Origin of the sequence: Nocardia sp. CA-135953, assembly GCF_050955735.1 — a bacterium.
Taxonomy (GTDB): domain Bacteria; phylum Actinomycetota; class Actinomycetes; order Mycobacteriales; family Mycobacteriaceae; genus Nocardia.
This window is the reverse complement of the sequence record NZ_CP192082.1, coordinates 6637952-6663425: the sequence shown is the minus strand read 5'-3', so window position 1 is coordinate 6663425 and position 25474 is coordinate 6637952. Positions and strand designations below refer to the sequence as shown.

The window sequence follows — 25474 nt, the reverse complement described above, 5'->3', positions numbered from 1 at the left end:
GGTTCGATCGGTCGACCTCCGGAATCGGCTCAGACCGTGCCGATTCCGGTGAATCCCTGCACCGTGTAGACCGCACAGGTTTTCAGCGCCCTGGGCGAGCAATGCTCGCGGATGAAGCCCCAATTCCGTTCCTCGGCTTCGCGCGAGGGCGACAAGAGGTAGGTACGGCAGAGTTTCGGGAAACGGTCGGTGAAGAAACTCTTCGCAGGCAGCCACTCGACGCCGAATTTCGCCGATTCTTCACGCAACACGTCCTCGGTGGCGATATTGGCGAAACCACTGCGCTGGAACGGCAGTACGTGATGGACGCGGTGCGAACTCAGACCGGCCGCGAGAAAGCAGTCGATATAACGATTTCCGATCACCTTCAGGTCGTAGGCCTGCTCCACCTGATCGACGGCCCAGTCCTCGGTATCGGCGGCCGGGAGTTCCTCGGAAGCCACCTCGAAATCATGGCTTGCGACGACCAGGAAGGTACTGATCCACAGCGTCACCACGAATTGCAGTGCCCAGGCCCAGAAGTCGCCCGCCAGCGTGAAAACCACCAACTCGCCGAGCAATAGCGCGCGCACCCCGAACGAACCGATGAAGTGCGGCAGCGCACCACCCCAGGTTCCGTACATATCTTTGATGCCGACTTTGCGGGTGAGGCGGCAGACATCGAGGAGTCGAATGGTCATGCCGGTCACCGTGTGCCCGAATTTGTGAAGGGTGTGAATCGGCACCCGATACAACCGGGGCACCCGCATCATCATGGTGAAGACGTTCTTCTTGATATCGACTTCACTCTGGGTATGCGGGTGATGCAGCAGTGCGTGTCCGTCCGCGGTGACGAAAGCCAGTGCGACGTAATTGAAATCGAAGGTATTCGTATAGATCTTGTTGAGGCCCTTTTGCGCGCGATGGATCGCGTAGTGGCCGAACCCGGCCAGCGAGCTGCGCAGCAGCACCATCAGGATGACGAAGACGGGCAGCGGCATCCAGCTGCGCTCGAACAGACGCAGACCCTGCACCGCGAAGTATGCGACGGCCAGCACGGCGACCACTATGTTGAAGATCGTGTCCATGCGCCGCAATCGCGCGGCCAGCTCGGGCTCTTTCAGCCGCGCCTTGACCTTGTGCAGCAGATCGTCTTTATTGTCGAATCGGTACTTCGGAGTGTCCTGCCAGCTGTCGAAACCCTCTTTGAAGAGGAAGTCGGGTGCGTTCGCCTTCGGATGGATGTCCTCGGGTAATGCGTTGCGCCCCAACGCATATCTCTCCAGCATTCGTCCGATTCGCTCGGGATCGCGGTGATAGGACCCGATGATGGAGGTGATATCGCGATTTTTCGTGCGCCCGATGAAGAACTCGCCGCCGGGATGTTTGGAGATCCAGTCGCTCAGATCGTAGGCTTTTCCGTTGTAAACCCACACATTCGAGAGTTGCGGGCCACCACCGGGAGGAGGGCCGGGCGGTCTACGGAAGTCCCGCTCCTCCGCTTCCGGTTGGCTGTTCGTCATCGCATTCCTCCGTGTCTGATCCGCGGTTCGGTGACCGTTGTCGGCCCCGGGGTTATGGCGTGTATCGCGGACAGGCGCGGGGGCGCTTCATCCGGGGAACCGGATGTCCCCCCGAAGTCACACACACTGCCTGAACCTTCGTGACAGCATCGTGCTTGCAGCGCCTTACATCTCACTAAACAATCCCTTAACCCGGTAAATTTCGCATCGGATTCCCCCCGATCTCTGCGAGAAGACCGAACCAAGGGTAACGTCAGCCCTCGCAGCATGCCCGGTTCGGTCAAAGTCGGCTTCCCACCGCCGGGTCGAGTTGGCGTGTGGGACAGGCTAATCTGGCGGGCGAAATGCTGCACTACACCGGGCGGCAGCAGCAGCTGTCCTCGTCAACCACCCGGGTCGTACCCGACCTCGCACTCTTCTGGGGGCAGAACATTGAGTGATCTGACAGCGCGAGCACGCACCTCGCACCGAATCCGACTTCGCCGACCGGGTCTCGTGCCCGCCGTGGTCGCGGCGTCGATGTTCGCTGCACTGGTGACAGGCTGTGACTCCAGCTCCGATTCCAAGACAACCTCGTCCGCGCCACCCTCGGGTCAGCTGCCCGATGCCGCGCAGATCGTGCAGGAGTCCGCCAGGACCACCCAGACCCTGCAGGCCGTGCACCTGAATCTGAAGGTGGACAACCTCACCAACCTTCCGGTCGAGAGCGTCTCGGCCGATGTGACCAACCAGCCGCAGGGCGCCGGTCAGGCGATCGGCGAGGCGAAGGTCCGTACCAAGCCCGAGGCCGACTTCATCCAGGCCAAGTTCCTGGTCGTCGACAAGGAGATGTACGCGCAGTCCGGTAGCTCCTCCGCCTACGCCAAAATCGGTCCGGCGGAACAGATCTACGACCCAGGCGTCATCCTCGACAAGGACAAGGGTCTGGCCAACCTCATCGCTCAGGTGAAGAACCCGAAGGTCGAGGGCCGCGAGAAGATCGACGGCACCGACACCGTGAAGGTGACCGGAACCATCGACTCCACGGTCATCGACCCCATCGTGCCCAAGTCGGGTGACCCGGCCGGCACGTTCCCGATCACCCTGTGGATCGCGGATGTCGCGCCGCCATCGGGTTCGGCATCGGCCCTGCCGTCCACCGCCGCCTCTCCCGGCAACGGCCCGAACCTGGTTCAGGCTGTGGTCAAACGGGATCCGGGCACCATCAAGGTGACGCTGTCGGCGTGGGGTAAGCCGGTCAAGGTCACCGCACCGCCGAAGTAGGACACAGATACCGCGAACCGGTCCGGGAATGGGTGACGGTGGCAGCAGCCGTTCTCCGCACTCCCGGACCGGTTTTCGCGTTTCATCAGCGGTAGGTGTGTGCGCCAGTTCGTCAATGAGTCCGGCGACGTTACCCGTGGTCTGCGAGAGGGGCGATACGTACTCACCATCAACGGCGAGCCGTTGGCTGAAGTGACGCCGATCAGGCGCCGCCGCTTCGTGCCCGGCCTGGACGAACTCGTAACGGTCGTTGCGGTTACCCGACCCGACGGTGCGACCGGCTGATCGACGGCGTTGCGACGCTCGAGAAGCGACTGCTGCCATGGCCGATTACGGTGGTGAACGCGGTGGGCTTTCGGTTCAGGTCGTAGTCCGGCGCTCCGGAAGGTCGAGTACCAGGCGCACGCCGCCAAGGGAACTGTCATCGAAATAGGCTCGACCACCGTGTAATTGGGCCTGTTGGGCGACCAGGGCGAGGCCCAGTCCCGAGCCGCCTTTGCTGGCTTCGCTGCCGCGGAAGAAGCGTTCGAAAACGGCGGTGCGCTCTTCGACGGGGATGCCGCGGCCATTGTCGTCGACGGTTATCAATATGTGTCCGTCGGGGATTCGGTGGGCCGAGACCACGGCCTCGGTGGCGCGGCCGTGTTTGACGGAGTTGGTCAAGGCGTTGTCGACTGCGAGGCGCAGTCCGGCGGGCAGGCCGCGGGTGATCAGTTCGGCGTCGGTATCGATGCGGACGGTTACGCCGGGGAAGTGTCGCATGGCATCGTGGGCGGCTTGGTCGCACAGGTCGCCGACGTCGGTGTCGACGTGATCGCGTTCGTGGGTGAGGTCGCCCGAGGCGAGGCGTTCCAATGCGGCCAAGGTGGTTTCGACGCGGCCCTGGCTGCGTTGCACGTCGCCGAGGATTTCGGCGCGTTGGGCCTCGTCCAGGTCGAGGGTGCGCAACACCTCGAGGTCGGTGCGCATGGCGGTGAGCGGAGTACGCAGTTCATGGGCGGAGACGGCGGCGAAATCGCGGGCGGTCTCCAGGGCGGCGGCGGTTTCGGTTTGTGCCTGATCAACCCGTTGCAGCAGGGTGTTCACCGCCTCGGCGAGTTTTTCCGCCTCCCGGACTCCGGAGCCGTCGACCGGTGGCTGTGGATTGTCCGGATCGCGGTAGCCGCTGCGTGCGCCGACCTGTCGGGTGAGATCGACGATCGGGCGGACGGCCCGGCCCGCGAGCAGCCAGCCGAGTGCGGCGGCGGTGGCGATCGCCAGTCCGGCCCCGGCGAGCACCCAGCGCTGTTGCTCGGCGGTTGTGCGTGCCGCTGCCGTGGACGGAATGCCAAGGGAGACAACGCGTCCCGCCGGTTGATTCGTGGTGGTGGTGAGCACGCGGAACGGGGTGCCGTTCACGGTGACGGTATGCGATCCGATCGGCTGTTCGGGCAGGCGGATCGGTGTGCTCGCCACGATCGTGTTGTTGTCGCGGACCGTCACCGCCATGTCGTAGTTCGGACTGACCAGTCCGAGCACACCGACAGCCAAGACCGAATCGATGAGCACCAATCGCGACGCGATCGCCAACTGCTGGTCGGTCTGGGCCAGATTGTTGCGCTCGATGGCCCGAGAGGAGATCGCGCCGATGATGGTGACGATGATGATCGCGCCGACCGCGGCCGCACCGGCCACCCGGGTGCGAAGGGAGAACGTGCGCTGCCGCCGTTTCCGGGAAGCCGGGAGCTGCGGCGTCATCGCCAACTCACTTGGGCGCTCGCAGCACGAATCCGACGCCGCGGACCGTGTGCAGCAGCCGTGGCGCGCCCTCGACCTCCAGCTTGCGCCGCAGGTATCCGACGAAGACGTCGACCACATTGGTGTCGGCGGCGAAGTCGTAGCCCCACACCAATTCCAGCAGCCGCTCGCGGCTCAGCACGACGCCCGCATTGCGGGCCAGGGTGGACAGCAGCTCGAATTCGCGCTTGGTGAGCTCGATTTCGCGGCCGTTCAACAGTGCCCGGTATCCGGCGACATCGACTTCCAGTGGGCCGACCGTGATCGCGCCCGGTGTGGCGGGGGCCGCGACGTCCGAGCGCCGGCGCAGCAGCGCCTTGATCCGCGCCACCAATTCGGCCAGGACGAACGGCTTGGTCAGATAGTCGTCGGCGCCGGACTCCAGTCCGGAGATCCGGTCGTCGACGGAGGCGCGGGCGCTGAGCACACAGATCGGGACTTCATTGCCCAAGGCCCGAAGTGCCGTCACCACGCCCGCACCGTCGAGCACCGGCATATTCATATCGAGCACCACCGCGTCGGGCGCCTGCTCGGTCACACTGCGCAGCGCCTCGGCGCCGTCGCGGGCGACCCGCACCTGGAAGCCGGACAGGCGCAGGCCGCGCTCGACCGACGCGAGCACGTCCTCGTCGTCGTCGACGACAAGGACGGTCGGGTTCGCGCTCCGCTCGGTCACATCACTCATTGTGCTCGCCGCACTCCCAGATCTTCCTTCCGCACTGACGGGGTGTTGCCGATCATTCCCGGATGGCGACGGGCCGACTGATTTCGTAAGAACATGGGCAACTCGTCGGGTACGCCCAGAACTTGCTGTGCCCATGACCGTCGGCCCATGACCGTCGGCCCGTGACCGTCGGCCCGCGACGAAACCTGGCAATGTGCCTGACGACCGGCAAAAGATGCGGGGAGGCGGGGGAGCGTCAGTAGCTGTGGCAGGTTTCGGCCACGGTGCGGATGGTCTCGGCCAGCCCGGATGCGCGCGGGTCGTTCTCGGCGTCCTGCGCGGCGCCGGGGTTCTCGTTGATCGCGGCCTGGAGTTCGGCGCGACGCTGTTCGACCGGCTGATCGAACTTGCGCTGCAGTTCGGCCTTCTGGGTCGGGTTCGAGTCGAGCATCGCCGCCAGCTGCGGGGCCTTGGCGTGCAGCGCCGCATCGACCTGGGCGAAGGAGCAGTCGGAGGTCAGCAGCGGCCCGGCCAGCGTCATCGGATCCGCGGCCGCGATGGCCGGGGAGAGCAACACGGCCACACTGGCCATGCCGCCCGCGGCGAGAGCGGCGACGGCCGGGCGACTGCGGAAGAGCTTCATGGGGTGTGCCTCCAGATTTCGGGGGTCATGCTGCTTCGAGGGTGCTGTGGATCCAGCGCCCTAGACGCTATTGCCCCGCACTGGCGCATGTGTGAATTATCCCTGAGGATTCTCTAAGGGGTGAAACGCAATGCAATCGCAAAGTTATGACGGCACAATCGGATCGCCGTTGGGTGCAACGACTTCCGGGCCGGGCTCCTGCGGGCGGCTGGCCCGGATCTGGACCTCGAGCGCGGCGAGCACCGAGGCATCTTCGATGGTGGACGGCACCTCGTAGGTTTCGCCCGCGGTGATCTGCCGGATCGTCTTGCGCAGGATCTTGCCCGACCTGGTCTTGGGCAGCGCGGTCACGACGACGGCGTCGTGCAGGGTGGCGATCGCGCCGATCTGCCCACGCACCCGGGCGATCAGTTCGTCGCGCAGGCGGTCCGGATCGATCTCGACGCCGGACTTGAGTACCACATAGGCGATCGGCCGCTGGCCCTTGAGTTCGTCTGGCAGGCCGATAACCGCGCATTCGGCGACGGCCTCGTGTCCGGCGATGGCGGCCTCGATGCTGCCCGCCGAGAGCCGGTGGCCGGCCATATTGATCACATCGTCGCTGCGGCCGAGCACGTAGAGGTACCCGTCGTCATCGAAATATCCGGAGTCGCCGGTGAGGTAGTGGCCCGGGAACGCCGACATATAGGAGCGCTGGAAACGGTCTTCGTCGCGCCATAGCCCGGTTAGTGTCCCTGGCGGTAGTGGCAGGCCGATGACGATATTGCCCTCGGTGCCCGGTGCGACCGGATTGCCCTCGGCATCGAGAACCCGCAGCCGGAAGCCGGGCACCGGCACCGACGCCGAACCCGCCTTGATCGGAAGTTGCTGCAGGCCGAGCAGATTCGCGCAGATCGGCCAGCCGGTCTCGGTCTGCCACCAGTGGTCGACCACCGGGCAGTCGGGCCGATCGGCGAGCAGTGTTTCGCTGGCCCACTCGTAGGTGGCCGGATCCAAACGCTCACCGGCGCAGAACAATGCGCGCAGCGAGGACAGGTCGTGGCGGTGGGCGAGTGCGGCGTCCGGATCGGCCTTGCGAATGGCGCGCAGCGCGGTCGGCGCGGTGAACAGCACCCGCACCTTGTGCTCGGCGACCACCCGCCAGAACGCGCCCGCATCCGGTGTCCCGACCGGTTTGCCTTCGTAGAGCAGCGTTGTCGCGCCGACGAGCAGCGGCGCGTAGACGATGTACGAATGCCCGACGACCCAGCCGACATCCGAGGCGGCCCACATCACCTGGCCCGGCCCGACGTCGTAGATATTGCGCATGGACCAGGACAGCGCGACCGCGTGTCCGCCGTTGTCACGGACCACGCCCTTGGGCTTCCCGGTGGTGCCGGAGGTGTAGAGGATATAGAGCGGATCGGTCGCGGCGACCGGAACCGGATCGGCGGGTTGCGCATCGCGCACCGCGTCTCCCCAATCGAGCCACTGCGCCGCGACGGTCTGGTTGGAACTCGGCAGTGATTCGGTGGCGGGCTGTGGAGCGGGGAAGTGGATGGTCGGAAATTCCGGTCGCTGCTTGACGATCACGTGACGCGGTGCGCTCGTCTCGGCGAGGTCGAGGGCCCGCAACACGATCGGCGGGTAATCGATCGTTCGGCCCGGCTCCAGCCCGCCCGAGGCGGTGATGATCAACACGGGTTCGGCGTCATCGATGCGGGCGGCGAGTTCGGGTGCGGCGAAGCCGCCGAAGACCACCGAATGCACCGCGCCGATGCGGGCGCAGGCCAGCATGGCGATCACCGCCTCGGGGATCATCGGCAAGTAGATGACCACGCGGTCGCCCGCGGCGACACCCAAACGTGCCATCGCACCGGCGAATTCGGCAACCTCGGCGAGTAGTTCGGCGTAGGTGAAAACGCCTCTGGTGCCGGTCATAGCGGAGTCGTATATCAGGGCGGGCTGATCGGCCCGGCTTGCCTCGTCCGGAGTGTCGCCGCCGTGCACATGCCGGTCGAGGGCATTGAAGGAGGTGTTGAGGCGAGCATCCGGAAACCACCTGGCCATCGAGCGAGCCGTGGTGTCGACGATGTGAGTCGGCGGGGTCACCCAATCGATCGCCTCGGCCGCGTCGGCCCAGAACTCAGCGGGATCGACCAAGCTCGTCTGATAGACCGGCCGGTACGTCTGGTTTTCCGGCCCACCCGTCGCTCGACCACCGCCTCCCACGGAATCGCTACGCGATGCTGTACCCAAACCTGTGACTCCCTAGCCTCGCCTCGATGCCCGCCTCGATAGATCAGCACGATTGTGGCAGACTTCACGCGACGCCCGGGTGGGTGCCGCGACCTTTGGTTTTGCCAGCTATCGGCAGGTCAAAGCCCGTAGCTATACTCAACGTCACCCAAGCTGTTATTGATCCGTTAGAATCTGATGTCACTTATTTGGGCCGTCGTAGACGCAATTTCTCGGCCAGCCGCAGTTCCTCGGCCAGCTCTGCCTGTCGAGCCAGCATGCGATTGTCTAGGTTCGCTGATGGCACGTGGTTGGGGCCAGTTTGGAAAGTGAGTGGGAGATGCGTGACGCCGCAAGGTCCGGCAGCAAACGCTGGGCGCTCGGCAACTGGGACCTGCGCTGGAAGGTTACGGCGGTCCTGGCCGTTCCGCTGGCAGTCGCGGTTGGGCTCGGCGTGTCCAGGATTACCACCGAGTTCGCCGAGGCGAACCGACTGGACGCCGCCGCGAAGAACATCGAGGCGATTCCTGCCGTCACCGCGCTGAGTGCGCAGACGGCGACGACCGCCGGTTCGCAGATGATTTCGATCATGCCGAACGTGTCGATCGTGTCGGACAAGAACCTGGCCGACCTCGACAAGGTCATCGCCGATGCCGAGCAGTCGGTCGGCAAGGTCGACGGTGTTGCCGGCGCGCGCGCAGCGCTGGAAGACATGATCACCCAGGCCAAGGCAGTGCGCGCCCAGGGCAAGAACGTCTCGACGCAGACCCCGGCCGAAGTCATTGGCACGATCGACAGGGTCCGCAACGACAGCGTGCACATCGTAGAGGCCACGGTCGGCCAGGTCAGTGATCAGGCCATCGAGCAGGCGAAGCTGCGGCTGGTCGACTCGTTGAACACCCGTTACTCGCTGGTCGCCGAGGTCGCCGCATTCCCCGAGGTGCTGCGCGGTTCGGCGGCGGGCGTGCAGAGCGCGATCACCGCGGCCAATACCGAGCGGGCGATGCTCAACGTGCTCGCCCACCGCTTTTCCGATGGCGATACCGCGATCGCCGATCTGCGGGCCGGTATCGATAACCGGATCTCACTGCTGACCAGCCCGGAGGCGCAGTCCGGCAAGATCCCCGTCGGTGATCTGAAGAACTCGCTCACCGGCAGCCTCGATGTCTACGAGCGCGTGGTCACCAAGTCCACCAAGGACATCGACTCGGCGATGAGTTCGCTGGTGTCCAACGCCAACACCGGCGCGTGGACCTACACCGCGGTCGTCATCGCGACCATTCTCGCCGCGCTGTTGCTCGCGGTATTCGTCGCGCGCTCGATGATCGTGCCGCTGCACCGGCTGCGTCTGGCCGCGCTGCGCGTGGCCGAGAGCGATCTGCCGCACGAGGTCGCACAGCTGCGGAACGGCGCGTCCCCCGAGGATGTGCCGCTCGAGCCGATGCCGATCCGCAGCCACGAGGAAATCGGTCAGCTGGCCCGGGCCGTCGACGATATCCACGGCCAGGCGCTGCGTTTGGCCAGTGACCAGGCGCAGATGCGTGCCCAGGTCAACGACATGTTCGAAACCCTGGCCCGGCGCTCCAAGTCGCTCGTCGACCATCAGCTCAGTTTGATCGAGGCGATGGAGTACGACGAGAAGGATCCGCGCCTGCTGGAAAACCTGTTCCGGCTGGACCATCTCGCGGCTCGTATGCGCCGTAACGGTGACAACCTGCTGATCCTCGCCGGTACCCGGCAGCGGCGCAGCAAGTCCGCGCCGGTCGAGATCGCGGACGTGCTGCGTGCGGCGATCTCCGAGGTCGAGGACTACGAACGCGTGAAGCTCGGTGCGACACCGCGTGGTTCGCTGGTCGAGCCCGCCGCCTCCGATATGGCACACCTGTTCGCCGAGCTATTGGACAACGCGCTACGCGCGTCGCCGCCGGAGACCGACGTGAAGTTCACCTTCGCGCAGGGACACGACCAGGGCATGCTCATCGAGGTCGCGGACCGCGGCATCGGTATGCCGCCCAGCGAAATGGCCGATATCAACCGGCGGCTCGAGCAGACCGCCGAACCGGGTCCGGACACCGCGCGGCACATGGGTCTTTTCGTGGTCGGCCGGTTGGCCGAGCGCCACGGACTCACCGTGCGCCTGCGCCCGACCTTCGATACCGCACGCGATCCAGGCGTCACGGTCACCGTGCAGGTCCCGGCCGGTCTGATCGTGCTCGGACAGGGCCAGACCACGGCGATGCCGCAGGCCGCACCGCAGATCGCCGCGGCCGGTCCGCAACGGCAGTCCGCCGCGGCATCGATGCAGATGCGCGCGATCACCAGGACGCCGGGTGGCAATGTCATGGTCACCGTCGATCCCGGTGTGAGCGGACCGATTCCGACAAGCAGCCCGGCACCGGCCGCGGGCAGTGGCCCGATTCCGACGGCGGGTGGACTACCGCAGCGTTCGCCCGGCTCGACCATGTCCTCGGGCGCCTCCGGGCTGCGTCAGGAACCGGCGCAACCGAATCCGACCCTGCGCCCATCGGCCGGACAGGCGCCGAATGGTCCGCAGCGCGGCAAGCTCGCCGCGGCGAATCTGCCGAGACGCAATGTCACTCCGGGCGGTCCGCCGCCGAGTCGGCCGGGCGCCGAGCCGACGGTTTCCGGTGGCGGTCTGCCGCCGCGGAATTTGAATTCGGGTGGACTGCCGCAGCGTCAGCCCGGCACGAATGGTGTGCCGGAGGGCGGTCAGCCCAGTGGTGGTCTGCCGCAGCGTCAGCCGGGCAGCAACGGTGCGCCGCCGCGCGAGGGCGCGGGCGGTCTGCCGCAGCGTACGTCGGGGCTGAACGGTCTGCCGCAGCGCGAACCGGGTGCAGGCGGCGTGCCGCCGCGCGATACCGGTTCGGGTCTGCCGCAGCGTGCTGCGTCGGGTGGATTGCCGCAGCGTCAGTCGCCTGCGAGCGGTCTGCCGCAGCGGGAAACGTCGAATGGTTTGCCGCAGCGTGAGAGCACGGGTGGTCTGCCGCAACGTGAGAGCACCGGTGGCCTGCCGAAGCGTGATCCGTTGCGTGATCCGTTGAGCAGTCTGCCGCAGCGGGAAAGTACGGGCGGTTTGCCGCAGCGTGAGAGCTCTGGCGGTCTGCCGCAGCGTGAAAGCGCCAGCGGTTTGCCGCAGCGTGAAAGCGCCAGTGGTCTGCCGCAGCGTGAAAGCATTGGCGGTCTACCGCAACGCGATTCCGCCACGAATGGCCTGCCGCAGCGTGACTCCGGCGTGACCGGTATCCCGCAGCGGGACACCGGTTCGGGCTTGCCGCAGCGGGATTCCGCTTCCGGTGGTCTGCCGCAGCGGGATGCGTTGGGTGGTTTGCCGCAGCGGGAAAGCACGGGCGGTTTGCCGCAGCGTGAGAGCACGGGCGGTTTGCCGCAGCGGGATGCGTTGGGTGGTTTGCCGCAGCGGGAAACCACGGGCGGTCTACCGCAGCGTGAGAGCACGGGCGGTTTGCCGCAGCGGGATGCGTTGGGTGGTTTGCCGCAGCGGGAAACCACGGGCGGTCTACCGCAGCGTGAGAGCACCGGTGGCCTGCCGAAGCGTGATCCGTTGCGTGATCCGTTGAGCAGTCTGCCGCAGCGGGAGAGCACGGGCGGTCTACCGCAACGCGATCCGGCCTCGAATGGCCTGCCGCAGCGGGACACCGGTTCGGGCTTGCCACAGCGGGATTCCGCTTCTGGTGGTCTGCCGCAGCGGGATTCCGGTGCCACCGGTCTGCCGCAGCGTCAGTCGCCCGCGAACGGTTTGCCGCAGCGTGAGGCCCCGAACGGTTTGCCGCAGCGTCAGTCGGGCGGGACGCCGAGCGGCCTGCCACAGCGCGACGGTCTGCTACCTTCCCGCGACAGCCTGCCGCAGCGAGAGTCGGCTGCTACCGGTCTGCCGCAGCGCGATCCGGGAGCGACCGTGCTGCCGCGCAAGGAAGTTCCGCCGGGTGTCGGTCTGCCGCGACGGGATCGTGGTGCGGCCCAGCCCGTCGCCGGCGGTGAGACATCCGCGATGTCCGAGAGCGGGGCGACGACCGCACCGCGTGATCCGGGCAGGCACAGCTTCAAGCCCGATCCGGAAAAGGCGGCGTCGTTCTTCCAGACCAGGTTGCAGCCAGCCGTCGACTCTGATTCGGTGATGGGCGGGACACCGATCTTCGCCGAAATGATGTCGGCGTGGCTATCGGATCCCAACCAGGACCGGTCCCAAGTCGCTGCCTCCTTCGAGTCACCCGGCGACGAGGGCTGGCAGGCGGCCCGCCGCGCCAGCGAGGCCCAGGCCGAAACAAAGACGGCCGCCGGGTTGCCTCAACGCAATCCGGGCGGGAGGCTGGTCCCCGGCGGTGTCACCGGCAATGCCGATCGCGCGCCGCGTCGCGATCCAGAAACGATCAGGTCCAGCTTGAGTCGTCACCAGCAGGGCGTCCGGGATGGCCGCGCAATGAAGGCAATGAACCTAACCGGAGATAAAGGAGACCGATGAACCCCGATCTAGGTGGTACGAATCGTCAGCTGGATTGGCTGGTTTCGAACTTCGCCAACGAGGTTCCTGGCGTAGCTCATGCCGTCCTGGTCTCGGCTGACGGCCTACTCATGGCGGCGAGCGCGCAGCTGCCGGTGGACCGTGCCGAACAGCTCTCGGCCGTTACCGCCGGACTGGCCAGCCTCTCGGTAGGCGTCTCGAATCTGTTCGAGGGCGGCACCGTGCTGCAGTCGGTAGTCGAGATGGAGCACGGCTATCTGCTACTCATGGCAGTCGGCGACGGCTCGTATCTTGCGGTGCTGACGAATACTTCCTGCGATATCGGCCAGGTGGGTTACGAAATGGCCCTGTTGGTCGAGCGTGTCGGCCAGACGGTGCAGGCCACGCCACGCGTCACGATGGGTTCCTGATGGTGGGATGGACATAGACGATCACCGCATGGGGAGCGCCGAGCCGAGTCTCGTTCGCCCGTACTCCTTGACCGCGGGCCGAACCAGGCCCACGGTCGAGTTGGCGTTGGAGGCACTTGTCGCATCGCATCCGGTCGCCCTGGAGCGGCAGTTCGAACTGACCAACATCGAGACGTCCATCGTGGAGTTGTGCAGAGAATCGCCGTCCGTTGCTGAAGTGGCAGCGCGTTTGGGTATACCCATCGGGGTGGCCCGCGTGCTCGTGGCCGACCTCATCGAGGCCGGGCATGTACGAGTTTCGGCGACTTTGAAAGACGATTCCAGCGACGATGAACGTCGCGAGCTGATCGAAAGGGTTCTCAGTGGACTCCGGCGTATTTGATTCGACGGCGCAGGTCGATACCCGCACCAGTAAACCGACTTCGGCGAAGATCGTGGTCGCTGGCGGCTTCGGTGTCGGTAAGACCACGTTGGTGGGTGCCGTCTCGGAGATTGTTCCGCTGCGCACCGAGGCGTTGGTGACCAATGCCAGTACCGGAATCGACAATCTGACCGGTATTCCGATGAAGTCGACCACCACGGTGGCGATGGACTTCGGCCGGATCAGCCTCGCCGACGATCTGGTTCTGTACCTGTTCGGCACGCCCGGCCAGTACCGCTTCTGGTTCATGTGGGACGACCTGATCCGCGGCGCCATCGGCGCCGTGGTGCTGGTCGACACCCGCAGACTCGAGGACAGCTTCGCGGCCGTCGACTACTTCGAAGCGCGCAATCTACCGTTCCTGGTTGCGCTCAACGAATTCGACGACGCACCGCGGTATCCGATCGAGGACATCCGTCAGGCCCTTGCGGTGCCTGCGGATGTGCCGATCCTGTCCATCGACGCCCGCCGGCGCGAACCCGCCAAGCAGGCGCTGGTCTCGCTCACCGAGTACGCCCTACGCAAGGTCATGCAGGGTTACTGAGCGTTCACGTCTGTCGCGTCGGCCCGAATCGAGTGGTTAAGCTCGCTCGATGAGGATTTCGGCGCGGGAGTTGCTCGGGCAACTGCTCGACTCGGACTCGTTTATCAGCTGGGATCGGCCACCGGTGACGGTGGCCGCATCCCCGCGATACCTCGAGGAACTGCGCAAGGCCGAGCTGGCGGCGGGCACAGATGAGGCGGTGCTGACCGGCGAAGGTCTGCTGCGTGGTCGACGCGTGTCCGTAATCGCCTGCGAGTTCGGATTTCTGGCGGGTTCGATCGGGGTGGCCGCGGCCGAGCGCATCGTCTCGGCGGTCGAGCGCGCCACCGAACTCGGCCTGCCCCTGGTCGCGTCGCCGACCTCCGGCGGTACCAGAATGCAGGAGGGCACAGTCGCTTTCGTGCAGATGGTGAAGATCGCGGGTGCGGTCGCGGCACACAAGGCGGCCGGGCATCCGTATCTGGTCTATCTGCGCAGTCCCACGATGGGCGGCGTTTTCGCGTCTTGGGGTTCGCTGGGCCATATCACCTTCGCCGAACCCGGTGCGCTCATCGGCTTTCTCGGTCCGCGCGTCTATAAAGCGTTGTACGGCAGGGATTTTCCGGAGGGTGTGCAGGTCGCGGAGAATCTGTATCGCAGCGGCGTGATCGATGGTGTGCTGCCGGTTTCGGTTTTCCGCCGGATCGCGCATCGTGCGTTGAGTGTGCTCAGTGGTGTGCCGGATCCCGTTGCGGCGGAACCCGGCTGGGCCGCGCCGGTGCGTAGGAGCAGGAATGCGGCCGCGGATGTTCCGGCTTGGGAATCGGTTCGGATCTCGCGCCACCCAGGTCGGCCCGGTATCCGCGACCTATTGCGCCATGTGACGCAACGGGTTCCGCTCAGCGGCACCGGGCAGGGCGAATCCGATCGCGCCATGGTGCATGCGCTGGCCCGTTTTCGTGGGCAGCCGTGCATTGTTTTCGGTCACGATCGCTCGGGGCAGCAGGGCGAACACACCATGGGACCCGCCGCATTGCGCGAGGCCCGGCGCAGTATGGCGCTGGCCGAGGAATTGCGGCTGCCGCTGGTGCTGGTGATCGACACGGTCGGTGCGGCCCTGTCGAAGGAGGCCGAGGAGCGTGGGCTCGCCCCCGAAATCGCCCGCTGCATAGCCGATCTGGTGACGCTCGACACCCCGACGGTCTCGGTCCTGCTCGGTCAGGGCACCGGCGGCGGCGCATTGGCGCTGTTGCCCGCCGACCGCGTCTTGGCCGCCACCCACGGCTGGCTCGCGCCGCTGCCACCGGAAGGGGCGAGTGCCATCGTCTACCGCGATACCGACCACGCCCCCGAACTGGCCGCCGCACAGGGCATCCGCGCCACCGACCTGCTCGCCGACGGTGTCGTCGACCGCATCGTCCCGGAATTTCCCGACGCCGCCGACGAACCGGTCGACTTCGCCCGCCGCATGGTGGCCGCCATCGCCGAAGAGCTCACCGGGCTGCGTGCCCGTCCGCTCGACGAGATTCGCGCCTCCCGCCATACCCGCTATCGCCGCCTCGGTCGGTCCTGACGACCCTCGGTAACCAGCACAAACGCGATCCCGTTGGGAAAACCGGTGGTCAACACACCAGGGGTTCTCGTTGACGACGCGGCGCGGCACTTCTACGGTCGGAATGTGACCTTCAGAAGCGAGACCAGCGCCATTCCCTCGATCGTGCTGAACGACGGGAACGTGATCCCGCAGCTCGGCTTCGGTGTGTTCCAAGTACCGCCGGAGGACGTCCAGCCGGTGGTCACCGCCGCGCTGGAGGCGGGCTATCGCAGCATCGATACCGCCGCGATCTACGGCAACGAGGAGGGCACCGGCCGCGCCATCCGGGAATTCGGGCTGCCGCGCGACGAGGTCTATCTCACCACCAAGCTGTGGAATTCCGACCAGGGCTACGATTCCACGCTGCGCGCTTTCGACGCCAGCATGGCTCGACTCGGCCTGGACTACCTTGATCTCTATCTCATCCACTGGCCGGTGGCGCAGGCCGATCGCTTCATCGAGACGTTCAAGGCCCTGCAGACATTGAAGGCGCAGGGTCGGGTGCGTTCGATAGGTGTGTCGAACTTCACCGTCGCCGATCTGGAGCGGGTCATCGGCGAGACCGGCGAGATTCCGACCGTCAACCAGGTCGAATTGCATCCTCGGCTGGCGCAGCGCGAGCTGCGCGCGTTCCACGATGCGAATGCCATCGCAACCGAGGCGTGGAGTCCGCTCGGGCAGGGCACGCTGCTCGATGATCACACCATCGGCTCCATCGCCGAAGAGGTCGGCGGCACCCCGGCCCAGGTGCTCATCCGCTGGCACCTCCAGCAGGGGATTGTCGTCATTCCGAAGTCGGTCACCCCGTCCCGCATCGCCGCCAACTTCGACGTGTTCGGATTCGAACTCACCCGCGACCAGATGAACGCCATCAACGCACTCGACGTGGGTGCCCGCATAGGTCCCGATCCGACCACTTTCACCACCGGACTCCTGTAGAAGTTCGGCGCACGCAGGCCGAGGTGGGGCCGTCAGCTCTTGGGCGGCGGCCCGCCCGGCTCGGTTGGCGCCGATGGTGCTCGCGGACGGCCCGTAGCCGACCAAGTGGATGCGCGGGTCGACGATGAGGAAGTCCCGTTCCGGGCACAATCCGAGGCGCTGCAGGTGGTAACCGGCCGACAGCCCGGCCTGACCAGCACCGATCACCAGGATGGGGAAGCCTGTCGGCACCAAACCGAGATCGTATCGGCTTGGACGGTATGTTCGGCCACCTGTGGCAGAGTTGATGTAACCACTCGAACCGGTCAGTTGGGGAGGATGCATGCTCGACGTTAGCCGCGATGGCGATGTCGTCACTATCGAACTACAGCGCGAGGAGCGGCGTAACGCGCTGAACTTCGAACTCGTCACTCGGCTCCGCGAAGCAGTGTTGACCGCGGCCGAGGAAGCCAGGGTGATTGTGCTCACCGGTCGGGGATCCCTGTTCAGCGCGGGCGCGGATCTGTCCGGGGTCTACGCGGAGGAATTCCTGACGGCCCTGCCCGACATGCTGCACACGATCGAATCCGTGCCGGTCCCGGTGATCGCGGCGATCAACGGCGGTGCGCTCGGCGCGGGTGTGCAGATCGCGCTGGCCTCGGATCTGCGGGTCATGGAACCCGACGCCTATATCGCCATTCCGGCCGCCAAGCTCGGCATCACCGTCGACCGCTGGACCGTGCGGCGGCTGGCATCGCTGATCGGCGGTGGCCCGGCCCGGACCATTCTGCTCGGCGCGGAATCGGTATCGGCCGCCGATGCCTACGCATTCGGCTTCGCCAACCGACTCGGCACGCTGGCCGACGCACAGGCATGGGCCAAATCGATCGCCCAGTTGGCCCCGTTGTCGCTGCGGCATATGAAGTTGGAGCTCAATGATGACGGCACCCGGGATCCGGAGAGCGCGCAGCAGCGTGCGGCGCTCGAGGCGGCGTGGACCAGTCAGGACGCCCAGGAGGGGCGGCTGGCCAGGGCAGAGAAGCGCGCGGCGAAATTCGTGGGGCGATAGATGAGTCCGAAGAAGATAGTGGGCATTGCCGCCGGTGCACTCGGCCTCGCCTGGGTGGTGCGCGCGGTCTGGGACATCCCGTCGGCGATCGGCGCCTCCATCAATGCCATTGCGCCCTACGCCAGCGGCGCGGTGAGCTATCGCAATCGGCAGTTCCACAACACCGAGCCGAGCACCCAGTTCGTCTCGGGAGCCGCTCCGTCCCTGCTGATTTCGGCGCTGACCCGGCGCAATGCCGGTCGCCCGCGCAATGCGGTTCCGCTGGCCACCCCCGACGTGCCGACCGAGGCCGCCGATCTCGCGGTCACCTGGTACGGGCACGCATCGGCGCTCATCGAGGTCGACGGCTACCGGATTCTCACCGATCCGGTTTGGAGCGAACGGGTTTCGCCGTCCGCGCTGGTCGGTCCGGCCCGGCTGCATCCGGTGCCGACGCCGCTGTCGGAACTGCCGCAGGTGGATGCGGTGCTGATCTCGCACGATCACTACGACCATCTGGACAAGGCGACGATCCGTCAGCTGTTGGTCGGGCAGGCCGCGCCCTTCCTGGTGCCGATCGGCATCGGCGCGCATCTGCGGCACTGGGGTGTGCCCGAACATCGGATCGTCGAATTGGATTGGGGCGGTTCGGTTTCCCTCGCCTCGCTGGGGCGTGAGCGCGACGGTACGGATCTGGTGCTCACCTGCACCGAGGCGCGGCACTTCTCCGGACGCGGCCTGGTGCGCAACACCACACTGTGGGCGTCCTGGTCCATCATCGGCCCGACGCGGCGGGTGTACTTCGGTGGTGATACCGGTTACACCAAGTCTTTCGCGGAGGCCGGGGCCGCGCTCGGACCGTTCGATCTCACGCTCCTGCCGATCGGCGCCTACGACGAGGCCTGGCCGGACGTCCACATGAACCCGGAGGAGGCGGTTCGCGCACATGCCGACCTCGGCGTCGGCGATCCGGGACACGGACTGCTGGTGCCCATCCACTGGGCGACCTTCAACCTGGCCTTCCACGGGTGGTCGGAGCCGGTGCGCCGGATGGTCGCGGCGGCACGGGCGGCCGGCACCGAGGTGGCGGTGCCGATGCCGGGCCAGCGCATCGACCCCAATGACCTGCCGAGCCGGGATTCCTGGTGGGAGGATATTGGGTGAATACCTAGGTTCGTCGACAGGAAGGAATGCAGGCATGAGTCTCGTGGACACCCTGAAAGGCCTGGTCGGCAAGGGTAGGGACGCGGCAGCCGAGAACGCCGACAAAATTTACGATGCGGTTGACAAGGCCGGTGGGTTCATCGACGAGAAGACCGGCCACAAATACTCCGACAAGATCGGCAAGGTGCAGCAGGCCGCCAAGAAGGCGGTCCCGACGGACCACTCCGCATCGGAGCCGCCCGCGCCCGCACCGAAGCCGCCCACGGCCGCGGCTGAGGAGCCGCCCGTGCCGCCGGCGCCCAAGCCGGCTCCCGAGCCCGAAGAGCCGGGAGAGCCGCAGGCCTGATCTGTGGCGGGGGCCGATATCTGTCGGTCCCCGCCCCTAAACTTCATTTATGGTGACCCGCCGGGAATTCGGTGGCAGCCCGGGCCGGCCGGGCGTCGAGGTTGAGCTGAGCAACCTCGACAAGGTGCTGTATCCGGCGACCGGAACCACCAAGGGCGAGGTCATCGCGTACTACTCGGCAATCGCGCCCGCGATGCTCCCGCATATCGCCGGGCGGCCGGTCACCCGAAAGCGCTGGCCCAACGGGGTCGACGAATCGTCCTTCTTCGAAAAGAATCTCGCCGAGCACGCACCGTCGTGGCTGGAGCGCCACACCATCGAGCATTCCGGCCGCAAGGTTGTCTATCCGGTCATCGATTCCGAGGCCGGACTGGCCTGGATCGGACAGCAGGCCGCGCTGGAAGTCCATGTGCCGCAATGGCGTTTCGACGGTGACAAGGTCGGCTACGCCACTCGGTTGGTCTTCGATCTGGATCCGGGGCCGGGCGCGGGACTGGCCGAATGCGCGCGGGTCGCGCTGGCGGTGCGCGAGATGGTCGAGGGGATCGGGCTGCACGCCTTCCCGGTGACCAGTGGTAGCAAGGGAATTCACATCTATGTGCCGCTGAATCGGGAGTTGAGTCCGGGCGGTGCGTCCACGGTGGCCAGGCAGGTGGCGACGAATCTCGAAAAGCTGCACCCGGATCTGGTCACCGCGACAATGGCGAAATCGGCGCGCGGCGGAAAGGTCTTCCTGGACTGGAGCCAGAACAATCCGTCCAAGACCACCATCGCACCGTATTCGCTGCGCGGTCGCACCGAGCCGAATGCGGCCGCACCGCGCACCTGGGCCGAGCTGGAGAGCCGGAAAAAGCTGCGGCACTTGCGCTTCGACGAAGTGCTCGCGCGCTGGCGCGATGACGGCGATCTGCTCGCCGAATTGGATCCACCCGGTTCGAACAGCGATGCGCTGACGAAATATCGCTCCATGCGTGATGCCTCGGCGACCCCGGAACCGGTGCCGTCCGAAACGCCAACCGCCGGGGCGAATGATCGCTTCGTCGTCCAGGAACACCACGCGCGGCGGCTGCATTGGGACGTGCGGCTCGAACGCGACGGCGTACTGGTGTCATGGGCCGTCCCGAAGGGTCCGCCGACCTCGTCGGATCAGAACCGGCTCGCCGTGCACACCGAGGATCATCCGTTGGAATACTTGGACTTCCACGGTGCCATCCCGAAGGGCCAGTACGGCGGGGGCGAGATGACCATCTGGGATTCCGGCACCTACGACACCGAGAAATGGCGCGAGGACGAGGTCATCGTCACCTTCCACGGCAAGCGACTGCGTGGTCGCTACGCGATGATCCGAACCAATGGCACCCAGTGGCTGATGCATCTCATGCGCGATCAGAATCCGGCCGAGGAAGAGGCGGACCGGGTGTCCAGTGGTCCGGTCGGACCGGAGGCCGCGTTCATTGTGCCGAGACCGGCTGGGCCCGCGCCCTTTCCACGTGGACTGCAACCGATGCTCGCCACCCACGGTGAGGTCGCCGATCTCGATGACGTCGAGTGGTGCTTCGAAACCAAATGGGACGGCTTCCGGCTGATCGCCGAAATAGCTTCCGGGACACTGACTCTGCGCAGCCGGGCGGGCAATGTGGTGACCAAACGCTATCCGGGTATGGCGGTGCTGGCCGAGGAGTTGGCCGGACACAATGTGGTGCTCGACGGTGAGGCCGTGGTGTTCGATGATCACGGCGTCGCGAATGTCGGTCTGCTGCAGGCCGATGCGGCGCGCGCGGTCTTCGTCGCCTTCGATGTGCTGTATCTGGACGGGACTTCACTCATCCGCAAACGGTATTCGGATCGACGTCGGGTGCTGGAGGCAATCGCAGCCAACGCGCCGTCACTGCGGGTGCCGCCGCGACTGGACGGCTCCGGCGCCGAAGCGCTGCGCTTCAGCCAGGAGCATGGCCTGGAAGGTGTGGTCGCCAAGCGCAAGGATTCGGTGTATCTGCCCGGTAAGCGCGGGCATTCGTGGGTCAAGCAGCGCAACTGGCGTACCCAGCGTGTCCTGATCGGCGGCTGGCGGCGCAGCGACGCGCGCAACTTCAAATCGCTGCTGGTCGGCATTCCGCACGATGGCAGGCTGTATTACGTGGGGCGGGTCGGCACCGGGTTCAGCGAACCGGTCATGCGGGATCTGGCCAAGAGGCTCGGCAAATTGGAGCGCAAGACCACCCCGTTCGACAACGACCTCACCGCCGAGGAACGCGAGGCCGCGGTGTGGGTGACCCCGAAGCTCAGCGGAACCGTGCGCTTCATGAACTGGACCGAGACCGGCCGCCTCTGGCATCCGGCCTGGCTCGGCGAGATGTGACGGCGGTCGCCGATGGTTTGCCGGATCATCGGGGAGTTCGCTCGGTATCGTTTGTTTGCGGTTGTGTCGGCTCGAAAACGAGGAGTGCACGGTGGATTTCAAGAACCTCGCGAACAAGGCGCTGGACCTGGCCCAGCAGAATGCGGACAAGGTGGATACGGCCATCGATAAGGTGGGCGATCTCGTCGACAAGCAGACCGACGGCAAATTCGCGAGCCAGGTCGACGCCGCGCAGGATGCCGCCAAGCAGGCCGTCCGCAAGGACAACTGAGTCGCCGGCCCCTTTCGAGCGACCTGCGAGCGGTCGCTATGGCGTGGCGATCCGGGCCTACCGATCCGCCATTCCCGCGGTCAGTTCTGTTCGCGGGCCAGCAGCGGAATGATGGTCGCGCTGTCGGTGACCATCGCGTGCCCTTGGAATTCGAAATCGTCGTAGGCGCGCGCCATTGCCTCCTTATCGCGGCCGCCGACGGCGTCGCTGATGATCACCGGCACGAAGCCGAGGTCGGTCGAATGGGTAACCGTCGGCGCGATGCCGATCTCCAGTGCGACACCCGCGATCGCGTATGCGCCGATGCCGAGATCGCGCAGCACCGCGGCCAATGGTGTGCCTTCGAATGCCGACATCGAGGTCTTGTCGAAGATCACTTCGTCCGCCGTCGGCCGCAACTCCGGAACAAGTTCGAAGGCCGGGGTGTCGCGCTGCAGGATGAACTTCACGTCGTCGACATTGTCGACCTGCTGCCAGCTCATGGCCATTCGCAGCGCGAAAGTGCCACTCAGGCGGCGCGGCAGGAAGAAATGCCGCAGGAAGATGATCGGATAGCCGCCGCGTCGTGCGGCTTCGACCACCCGCGCCACCCGCTCGATGATCTCCGGACCGTCCGGCAGTTGGGACAGCACACCGACCTGCATGTCGTAGACGATCACCGCCATGCGATGCGGCACACACACATCGGCGAGTTCTTCGGGAATGTCCAGTCCGTTGCCATGCCGCATGGTCAGCTCACTCCTGTTCGATACCGATCACATTCCGGGTACGGCCCGACGGTGATTCGGTTGCGCGATAGCCACTTTCGAAGCGCGCCGCAGCGTGCTTCGCCCCAACTGTAACCATGTCGGAAATCGGACACGCACGGCGTTGCCGATGCCCGCCATTGCCCGTTGCTGGGCCTCTGATCAGGCAGTACGGTGGTGACATTCGAGGCTGGGCGAAGTCGGCGCCGACGCGTTCCCGGCACACTGTGCGTCGCGCCGCGTCGGAACATGGGAGGCCCGGATGAAAATTTCATCTGCACCATTCGTCGGCGGTAACCGGAGATCCGGTGCGGTATCGATCCTTATCGTCCTCGCGGTCGTGGCGTTCGCATTCGCGCCAGTTGCCAGGGCGGTGCCGACGCCGGATCAGGATCCGTTCTACGCGGCACCGGCCGATCTGGCTGCACAGCCCGACGGTGCCGTGCTGCGGACCCGCTCGATCGCCTTGTACGGTCTACCGCTTCCGGTTTCGGCCTGGCAGGTGCAGTACCGGACCAATGATACGAACGGCTCACCGATCCCGGGGATGGCCACGGTGCTGGTGCCGAATTGGCCGTGGTTCGGCCCTGGCCAGCGCCCCTTGCTCTCGTACCAGATCGCCGAGGACAGTCTCGCCACCCGGTGTGCGCCGTCGTACGCGCTGGCGGGCGGCTGGGATCTCGGCGGCGCGAATACCTATATCGACACACCGTTCATCGCCGAGGCGCTGCGCCGCGGCTGGGCGGTGGTGACAAGCGATTACGAGGGGCCGGACTCCCGATTCCTGGACGGCGTCAATGCTGGCCGCGCGGTGCTCGACGGCATCAGGGCGGCCCGGACGCTCGCACCGGACGGCGTCGGTCCGGCGAGCCCGATCGGAGCGTGGGGCTACTCGGGCGGTGCCTTCGCGACGCTGTGGGCGGGACAGATTCAACCGCGGTACGCGCCCGATATCCAGTTCGCCGGGATCACCTCGGGTGGGGTGCCCGCCGATTGGACAGCCATGGCCCATAGTGTGGATGGCACCGTGCAGGCCGGGCTGGGAATGCTCGTATTGCTCGCGATAGCGAAGAACGAGCCGAATTCCGGTGTTCCGGAACTGCTCAACGAACGCGGTCGCATCGCCCTCGCCGATGATGCCTCGGCCTGTGCACCGGATCTGGTCCTCGAGTACATCAACGCGCATGTGGACGATTTCGCGGCGGTGCCGGATGTGCTGTTTCATCCGGTATTTCGGGCTGCGACCGACCGTCAGGAGCTGGGCGGCAGCGCACCGGTCATGCCGATGTACCTGTACCACAGCACCACCGACGATGTGATCCCGGTCGCTGGCTTCACCGATCTGGTCGGCCGATACTGCGCACAGGGTGCCGATCTCACCTCTGTGCATTCGGCGCTGCCCGGACACAATGTGACCGCCATCGGGGAGGCGGCCGGTGCGATGGGCTTCCTCGCCGATCGCTTCGCGGGTGTTCCGGTCGCGCCGGGCTGTCACGGCCGATAACCGAAAGGTGCGGCGCGCTATGAGGATTCGCCGCGCGCCGCGTTCGGAGTGCTTGTGCCGGTCCTACTTGACCGGCGCGTCCTGCCATTTGGTGGTGCCGGCCGGGGCGGACAGGGTGCTGAGCAGATCGATGCCCGCGATGATCAATGCCGGTCCGCCGACCACGAGGGTGCCGATGATGCCGCCGATACCCGCGCCCGCGATGACGCTGGCGATGACGGTCGGTCCGCCGATGATGCCGGTGAGCCCGACCAGCGCGCCGATCACCGTGCCGAGGAAGCCGCCGATAGCGGTGGCAATGCCGAACTGGGACAGGAAGTTATCCTGTGCGCGCAGGTTCTCCCGTGGCGACGCGATCGGCGTGGCCGCCTGCCGCGCCTGCGTGTAGTCCTTGACCGCGGTCAACTCCAGCACCCGGCCCGCATCGCGGATCTCGTGCGGCATGGCGAACTCCATACTGTCCTGCCGGAACGTCAGCGGCAGCGTGACCACCGTATTGCCCGCGATGTCCTTGATATCCACGGTGTTCGCGGACAACTGGAAGGACCCGTCGGTCAGCGTGGTGACGATCTTGTCGCCCACCAGTTTTGCCTCGTACCCGATGTCGGGTACGGGCGCGGCATCCGGCTGTGCGTAGGAGGTGCCCGCGCCGACCGCGACAGCGGCGACGATCGGCACGGCTGCCGCAGTGATCTTGCGGAGAATCATTCCGGTGGTCCAATCTTCATCAGTACTTGCGAGCCGTAGCAACGCTCCGCACAGGAAAAATCCTCCCCCCGACGCCGTGCAGAGCCACGATGTGATCTAAAGAACGCACTCCGAAGACAATGTACCGCGTACAAAAGGTTTAAAGGAATGCTTTTCGGGGTAAACGATTTTGCTCACATAATGAATCTTGTTATAGCTCTCCGCTATTCCGCCGCTACCCGACTACATGACATTGATGGCGCGTGCGATCACCAAGATCACCAGCACCAGGGAGATCGCCGATTCCAGCATCATCGTCGCCTTCGCCCACCGCGACATCGGCATCACATCGGTCGGGCTGAATGCCGTCGCGTTGGTGAACGCCAGATAGAGATAGTCGACGAACTGTGGCTCCCACTCGGGTTCGGCCAGCTCCGGACTCTGCATCTGTACGAACAGGAAGTCCGGCAACGGCTTTCGCGCATGCGCGCGTGCGGCGGGGCCGCCGCGGTCGAACTCCCAGTAGCAGAGCCCGAATACCACCATATTGGTCAACCAGACCGCACCGCCCGAGAGCAGAATCTCCACGGGATCGGTGAGGCTACGGTCGATCAGCCGGAACACCAGCCGACCCGCCGAAACCGCCGTCGCCAGACTCAACAGCCCGATCAACAGGAGGCCGCCGTTGCGCAGCCAACGCTCTTCCCGGTTGAGCCGGAACGGATTCGCCACCACCAGCACACCGAGCAACAGGACCTCGAGCACGGGTAGCACAAACCAGGCGGGCTGCTTGCGGAGTTCCGGCGGCGCGACCTGCAATACCACGATCACCAGTACGGCAAGCGTCGCGGCCCACCGCGATTCACCCTCCGTCTTGCGTTGCCAGGCAGGTACATCGTCGTCTTGGTCCGGCACAAGGG

22 protein-coding genes are annotated in these 25474 nt (G+C 65.9%); 14 read left to right on the top strand and 8 right to left on the bottom strand.

Features of this window, described 5'->3' with window-relative positions:
- Positions 1 to 29: 29 nt before the first annotated feature.
- On the bottom strand, positions 30 to 1502 hold the full coding sequence (locus ACQPXH_RS30355; protein WP_433599862.1) for a cytochrome b5 domain-containing protein: 1473 nt from the start codon (positions 1500 to 1502) through the stop codon (positions 30 to 32).
- Between the two features lie 432 nt (positions 1503 to 1934).
- On the opposite strand from ACQPXH_RS30355, the gene ACQPXH_RS30350 reads away from it, so the two are divergent.
- Complete coding sequence (locus ACQPXH_RS30350; RefSeq protein WP_433599861.1) at positions 1935 to 2765, top strand: LppX_LprAFG lipoprotein; 831 nt, start codon at positions 1935 to 1937, stop codon at positions 2763 to 2765.
- A 99-nt stretch (positions 2766 to 2864) separates the two neighbouring features.
- Positions 2865 to 3050 carry a hypothetical protein gene (locus ACQPXH_RS30345; RefSeq protein ID WP_433599860.1) on the top strand — a complete coding sequence of 62 codons (186 nt, stop codon included), beginning with the start codon at positions 2865 to 2867 and terminating at the stop codon, positions 3048 to 3050.
- Positions 3051 to 3125: 75 nt separating this feature from the next.
- Here the strand turns inward: ACQPXH_RS30345 and ACQPXH_RS30340 are convergent, their stop codons facing one another.
- The 4 genes from ACQPXH_RS30340 to ACQPXH_RS30325 all read right to left on the bottom strand — a co-directional run bounded on the left by ACQPXH_RS30340 (position 3126) and on the right by ACQPXH_RS30325 (position 7990).
- Positions 3126 to 4502, bottom strand: a complete 1377-nt coding sequence (locus tag ACQPXH_RS30340; protein WP_433599859.1) for a sensor histidine kinase — start codon at positions 4500 to 4502, stop codon at positions 3126 to 3128.
- A 7-nt stretch (positions 4503 to 4509) separates the two neighbouring features.
- On the bottom strand, positions 4510 to 5226 hold the full coding sequence (locus ACQPXH_RS30335) for a response regulator transcription factor (RefSeq protein ID WP_433599858.1): 717 nt from the start codon (positions 5224 to 5226) through the stop codon (positions 4510 to 4512).
- A gap of 235 nt (positions 5227 to 5461) precedes the next feature.
- Positions 5462 to 5848, bottom strand: a complete 387-nt coding sequence (locus ACQPXH_RS30330; RefSeq protein WP_433523273.1) for a hemophore-related protein — start codon at positions 5846 to 5848, stop codon at positions 5462 to 5464.
- A 144-nt stretch (positions 5849 to 5992) separates the two neighbouring features.
- Positions 5993 to 7990 carry an AMP-binding protein gene (locus ACQPXH_RS30325; RefSeq protein WP_433599857.1) on the bottom strand — a complete coding sequence of 666 codons (1998 nt, stop codon included), beginning with the start codon at positions 7988 to 7990 and terminating at the stop codon, positions 5993 to 5995.
- 415 nt (positions 7991 to 8405) lie between these two features.
- Between ACQPXH_RS30325 and ACQPXH_RS30320 the strand changes: the two genes are divergently transcribed.
- The 11 genes from ACQPXH_RS30320 to ACQPXH_RS30270 all read left to right on the top strand — a co-directional run bounded on the left by ACQPXH_RS30320 (position 8406) and on the right by ACQPXH_RS30270 (position 21617).
- The gene (locus tag ACQPXH_RS30320; RefSeq protein WP_433599856.1) at positions 8406 to 12563 is read left to right on the top strand and encodes an ATP-binding protein; all 4158 of its coding nucleotides are present in this window, start codon (positions 8406 to 8408) and stop codon (positions 12561 to 12563) included.
- Complete coding sequence (locus ACQPXH_RS30315; protein ID WP_011207200.1) at positions 12560 to 12973, top strand: roadblock/LC7 domain-containing protein; 414 nt, start codon at positions 12560 to 12562, stop codon at positions 12971 to 12973. The genes ACQPXH_RS30320 and ACQPXH_RS30315 overlap by 4 nt, the downstream gene beginning before the upstream one ends.
- 7 nt (positions 12974 to 12980) lie before the next feature.
- Positions 12981 to 13355, top strand: a complete 375-nt coding sequence (locus ACQPXH_RS30310) for a DUF742 domain-containing protein (protein ID WP_433599855.1) — start codon at positions 12981 to 12983, stop codon at positions 13353 to 13355.
- Positions 13336 to 13938, top strand: a complete 603-nt coding sequence (locus ACQPXH_RS30305; RefSeq protein ID WP_174414979.1) for a GTP-binding protein — start codon at positions 13336 to 13338, stop codon at positions 13936 to 13938. The genes ACQPXH_RS30310 and ACQPXH_RS30305 overlap by 20 nt, the downstream gene beginning before the upstream one ends.
- 49 nt (positions 13939 to 13987) lie before the next feature.
- Entirely contained in the window at positions 13988 to 15490 is a 1503-nt protein-coding gene (locus ACQPXH_RS30300; protein WP_433599854.1) for a carboxyl transferase domain-containing protein, read from the top strand.
- A gap of 105 nt (positions 15491 to 15595) precedes the next feature.
- Complete coding sequence (locus tag ACQPXH_RS30295; protein WP_433599853.1) at positions 15596 to 16450, top strand: aldo/keto reductase; 855 nt, start codon at positions 15596 to 15598, stop codon at positions 16448 to 16450.
- 322 nt (positions 16451 to 16772) lie between these two features.
- Positions 16773 to 17498 carry an enoyl-CoA hydratase gene (locus ACQPXH_RS30290; protein WP_433599852.1) on the top strand — a complete coding sequence of 242 codons (726 nt, stop codon included), beginning with the start codon at positions 16773 to 16775 and terminating at the stop codon, positions 17496 to 17498.
- Positions 17499 to 18641, top strand: coding sequence for an MBL fold metallo-hydrolase (locus ACQPXH_RS30285; RefSeq protein ID WP_433599851.1), 1143 nt, complete (start codon positions 17499 to 17501; stop codon positions 18639 to 18641). It begins immediately after the preceding gene.
- 34 nt (positions 18642 to 18675) lie between these two features.
- Entirely contained in the window at positions 18676 to 18987 is a 312-nt protein-coding gene (locus tag ACQPXH_RS30280; protein ID WP_433599850.1) for an antitoxin, read from the top strand.
- 49 nt (positions 18988 to 19036) lie between these two features.
- A complete protein-coding gene (locus ACQPXH_RS30275; protein ID WP_433599849.1) occupies positions 19037 to 21346 on the top strand; it encodes an ATP-dependent DNA ligase in 2310 nt (769 codons plus the stop codon).
- A 91-nt stretch (positions 21347 to 21437) separates the two neighbouring features.
- A complete protein-coding gene (locus tag ACQPXH_RS30270) occupies positions 21438 to 21617 on the top strand; it encodes an antitoxin (protein WP_433599848.1) in 180 nt (59 codons plus the stop codon).
- Between the two features lie 80 nt (positions 21618 to 21697).
- On the opposite strand, the gene ACQPXH_RS30265 is transcribed toward ACQPXH_RS30270, so the two are convergent.
- The gene (locus ACQPXH_RS30265) at positions 21698 to 22345 is read right to left on the bottom strand and encodes a cysteine hydrolase family protein (protein WP_433599847.1); all 648 of its coding nucleotides are present in this window, start codon (positions 22343 to 22345) and stop codon (positions 21698 to 21700) included.
- 280 nt (positions 22346 to 22625) lie between these two features.
- On the opposite strand from ACQPXH_RS30265, the gene ACQPXH_RS30260 reads away from it, so the two are divergent.
- Positions 22626 to 23867: a lipase family protein gene (locus ACQPXH_RS30260; protein WP_433599846.1), complete on the top strand. Its 1242-nt coding sequence runs from the start codon at positions 22626 to 22628 to the stop codon at positions 23865 to 23867.
- Positions 23868 to 23930: 63 nt separating this feature from the next.
- Here the strand turns inward: ACQPXH_RS30260 and ACQPXH_RS30255 are convergent, their stop codons facing one another.
- Positions 23931 to 24575, bottom strand: coding sequence for an ammonium transporter (locus tag ACQPXH_RS30255; protein ID WP_433599845.1), 645 nt, complete (start codon positions 24573 to 24575; stop codon positions 23931 to 23933).
- Positions 24576 to 24797: 222 nt separating this feature from the next.
- Positions 24798 to 25469 carry a hypothetical protein gene (locus ACQPXH_RS30250; RefSeq protein WP_433599844.1) on the bottom strand — a complete coding sequence of 224 codons (672 nt, stop codon included), beginning with the start codon at positions 25467 to 25469 and terminating at the stop codon, positions 24798 to 24800.
- Between the last annotated feature and the right edge of the window lie 5 nt (positions 25470 to 25474).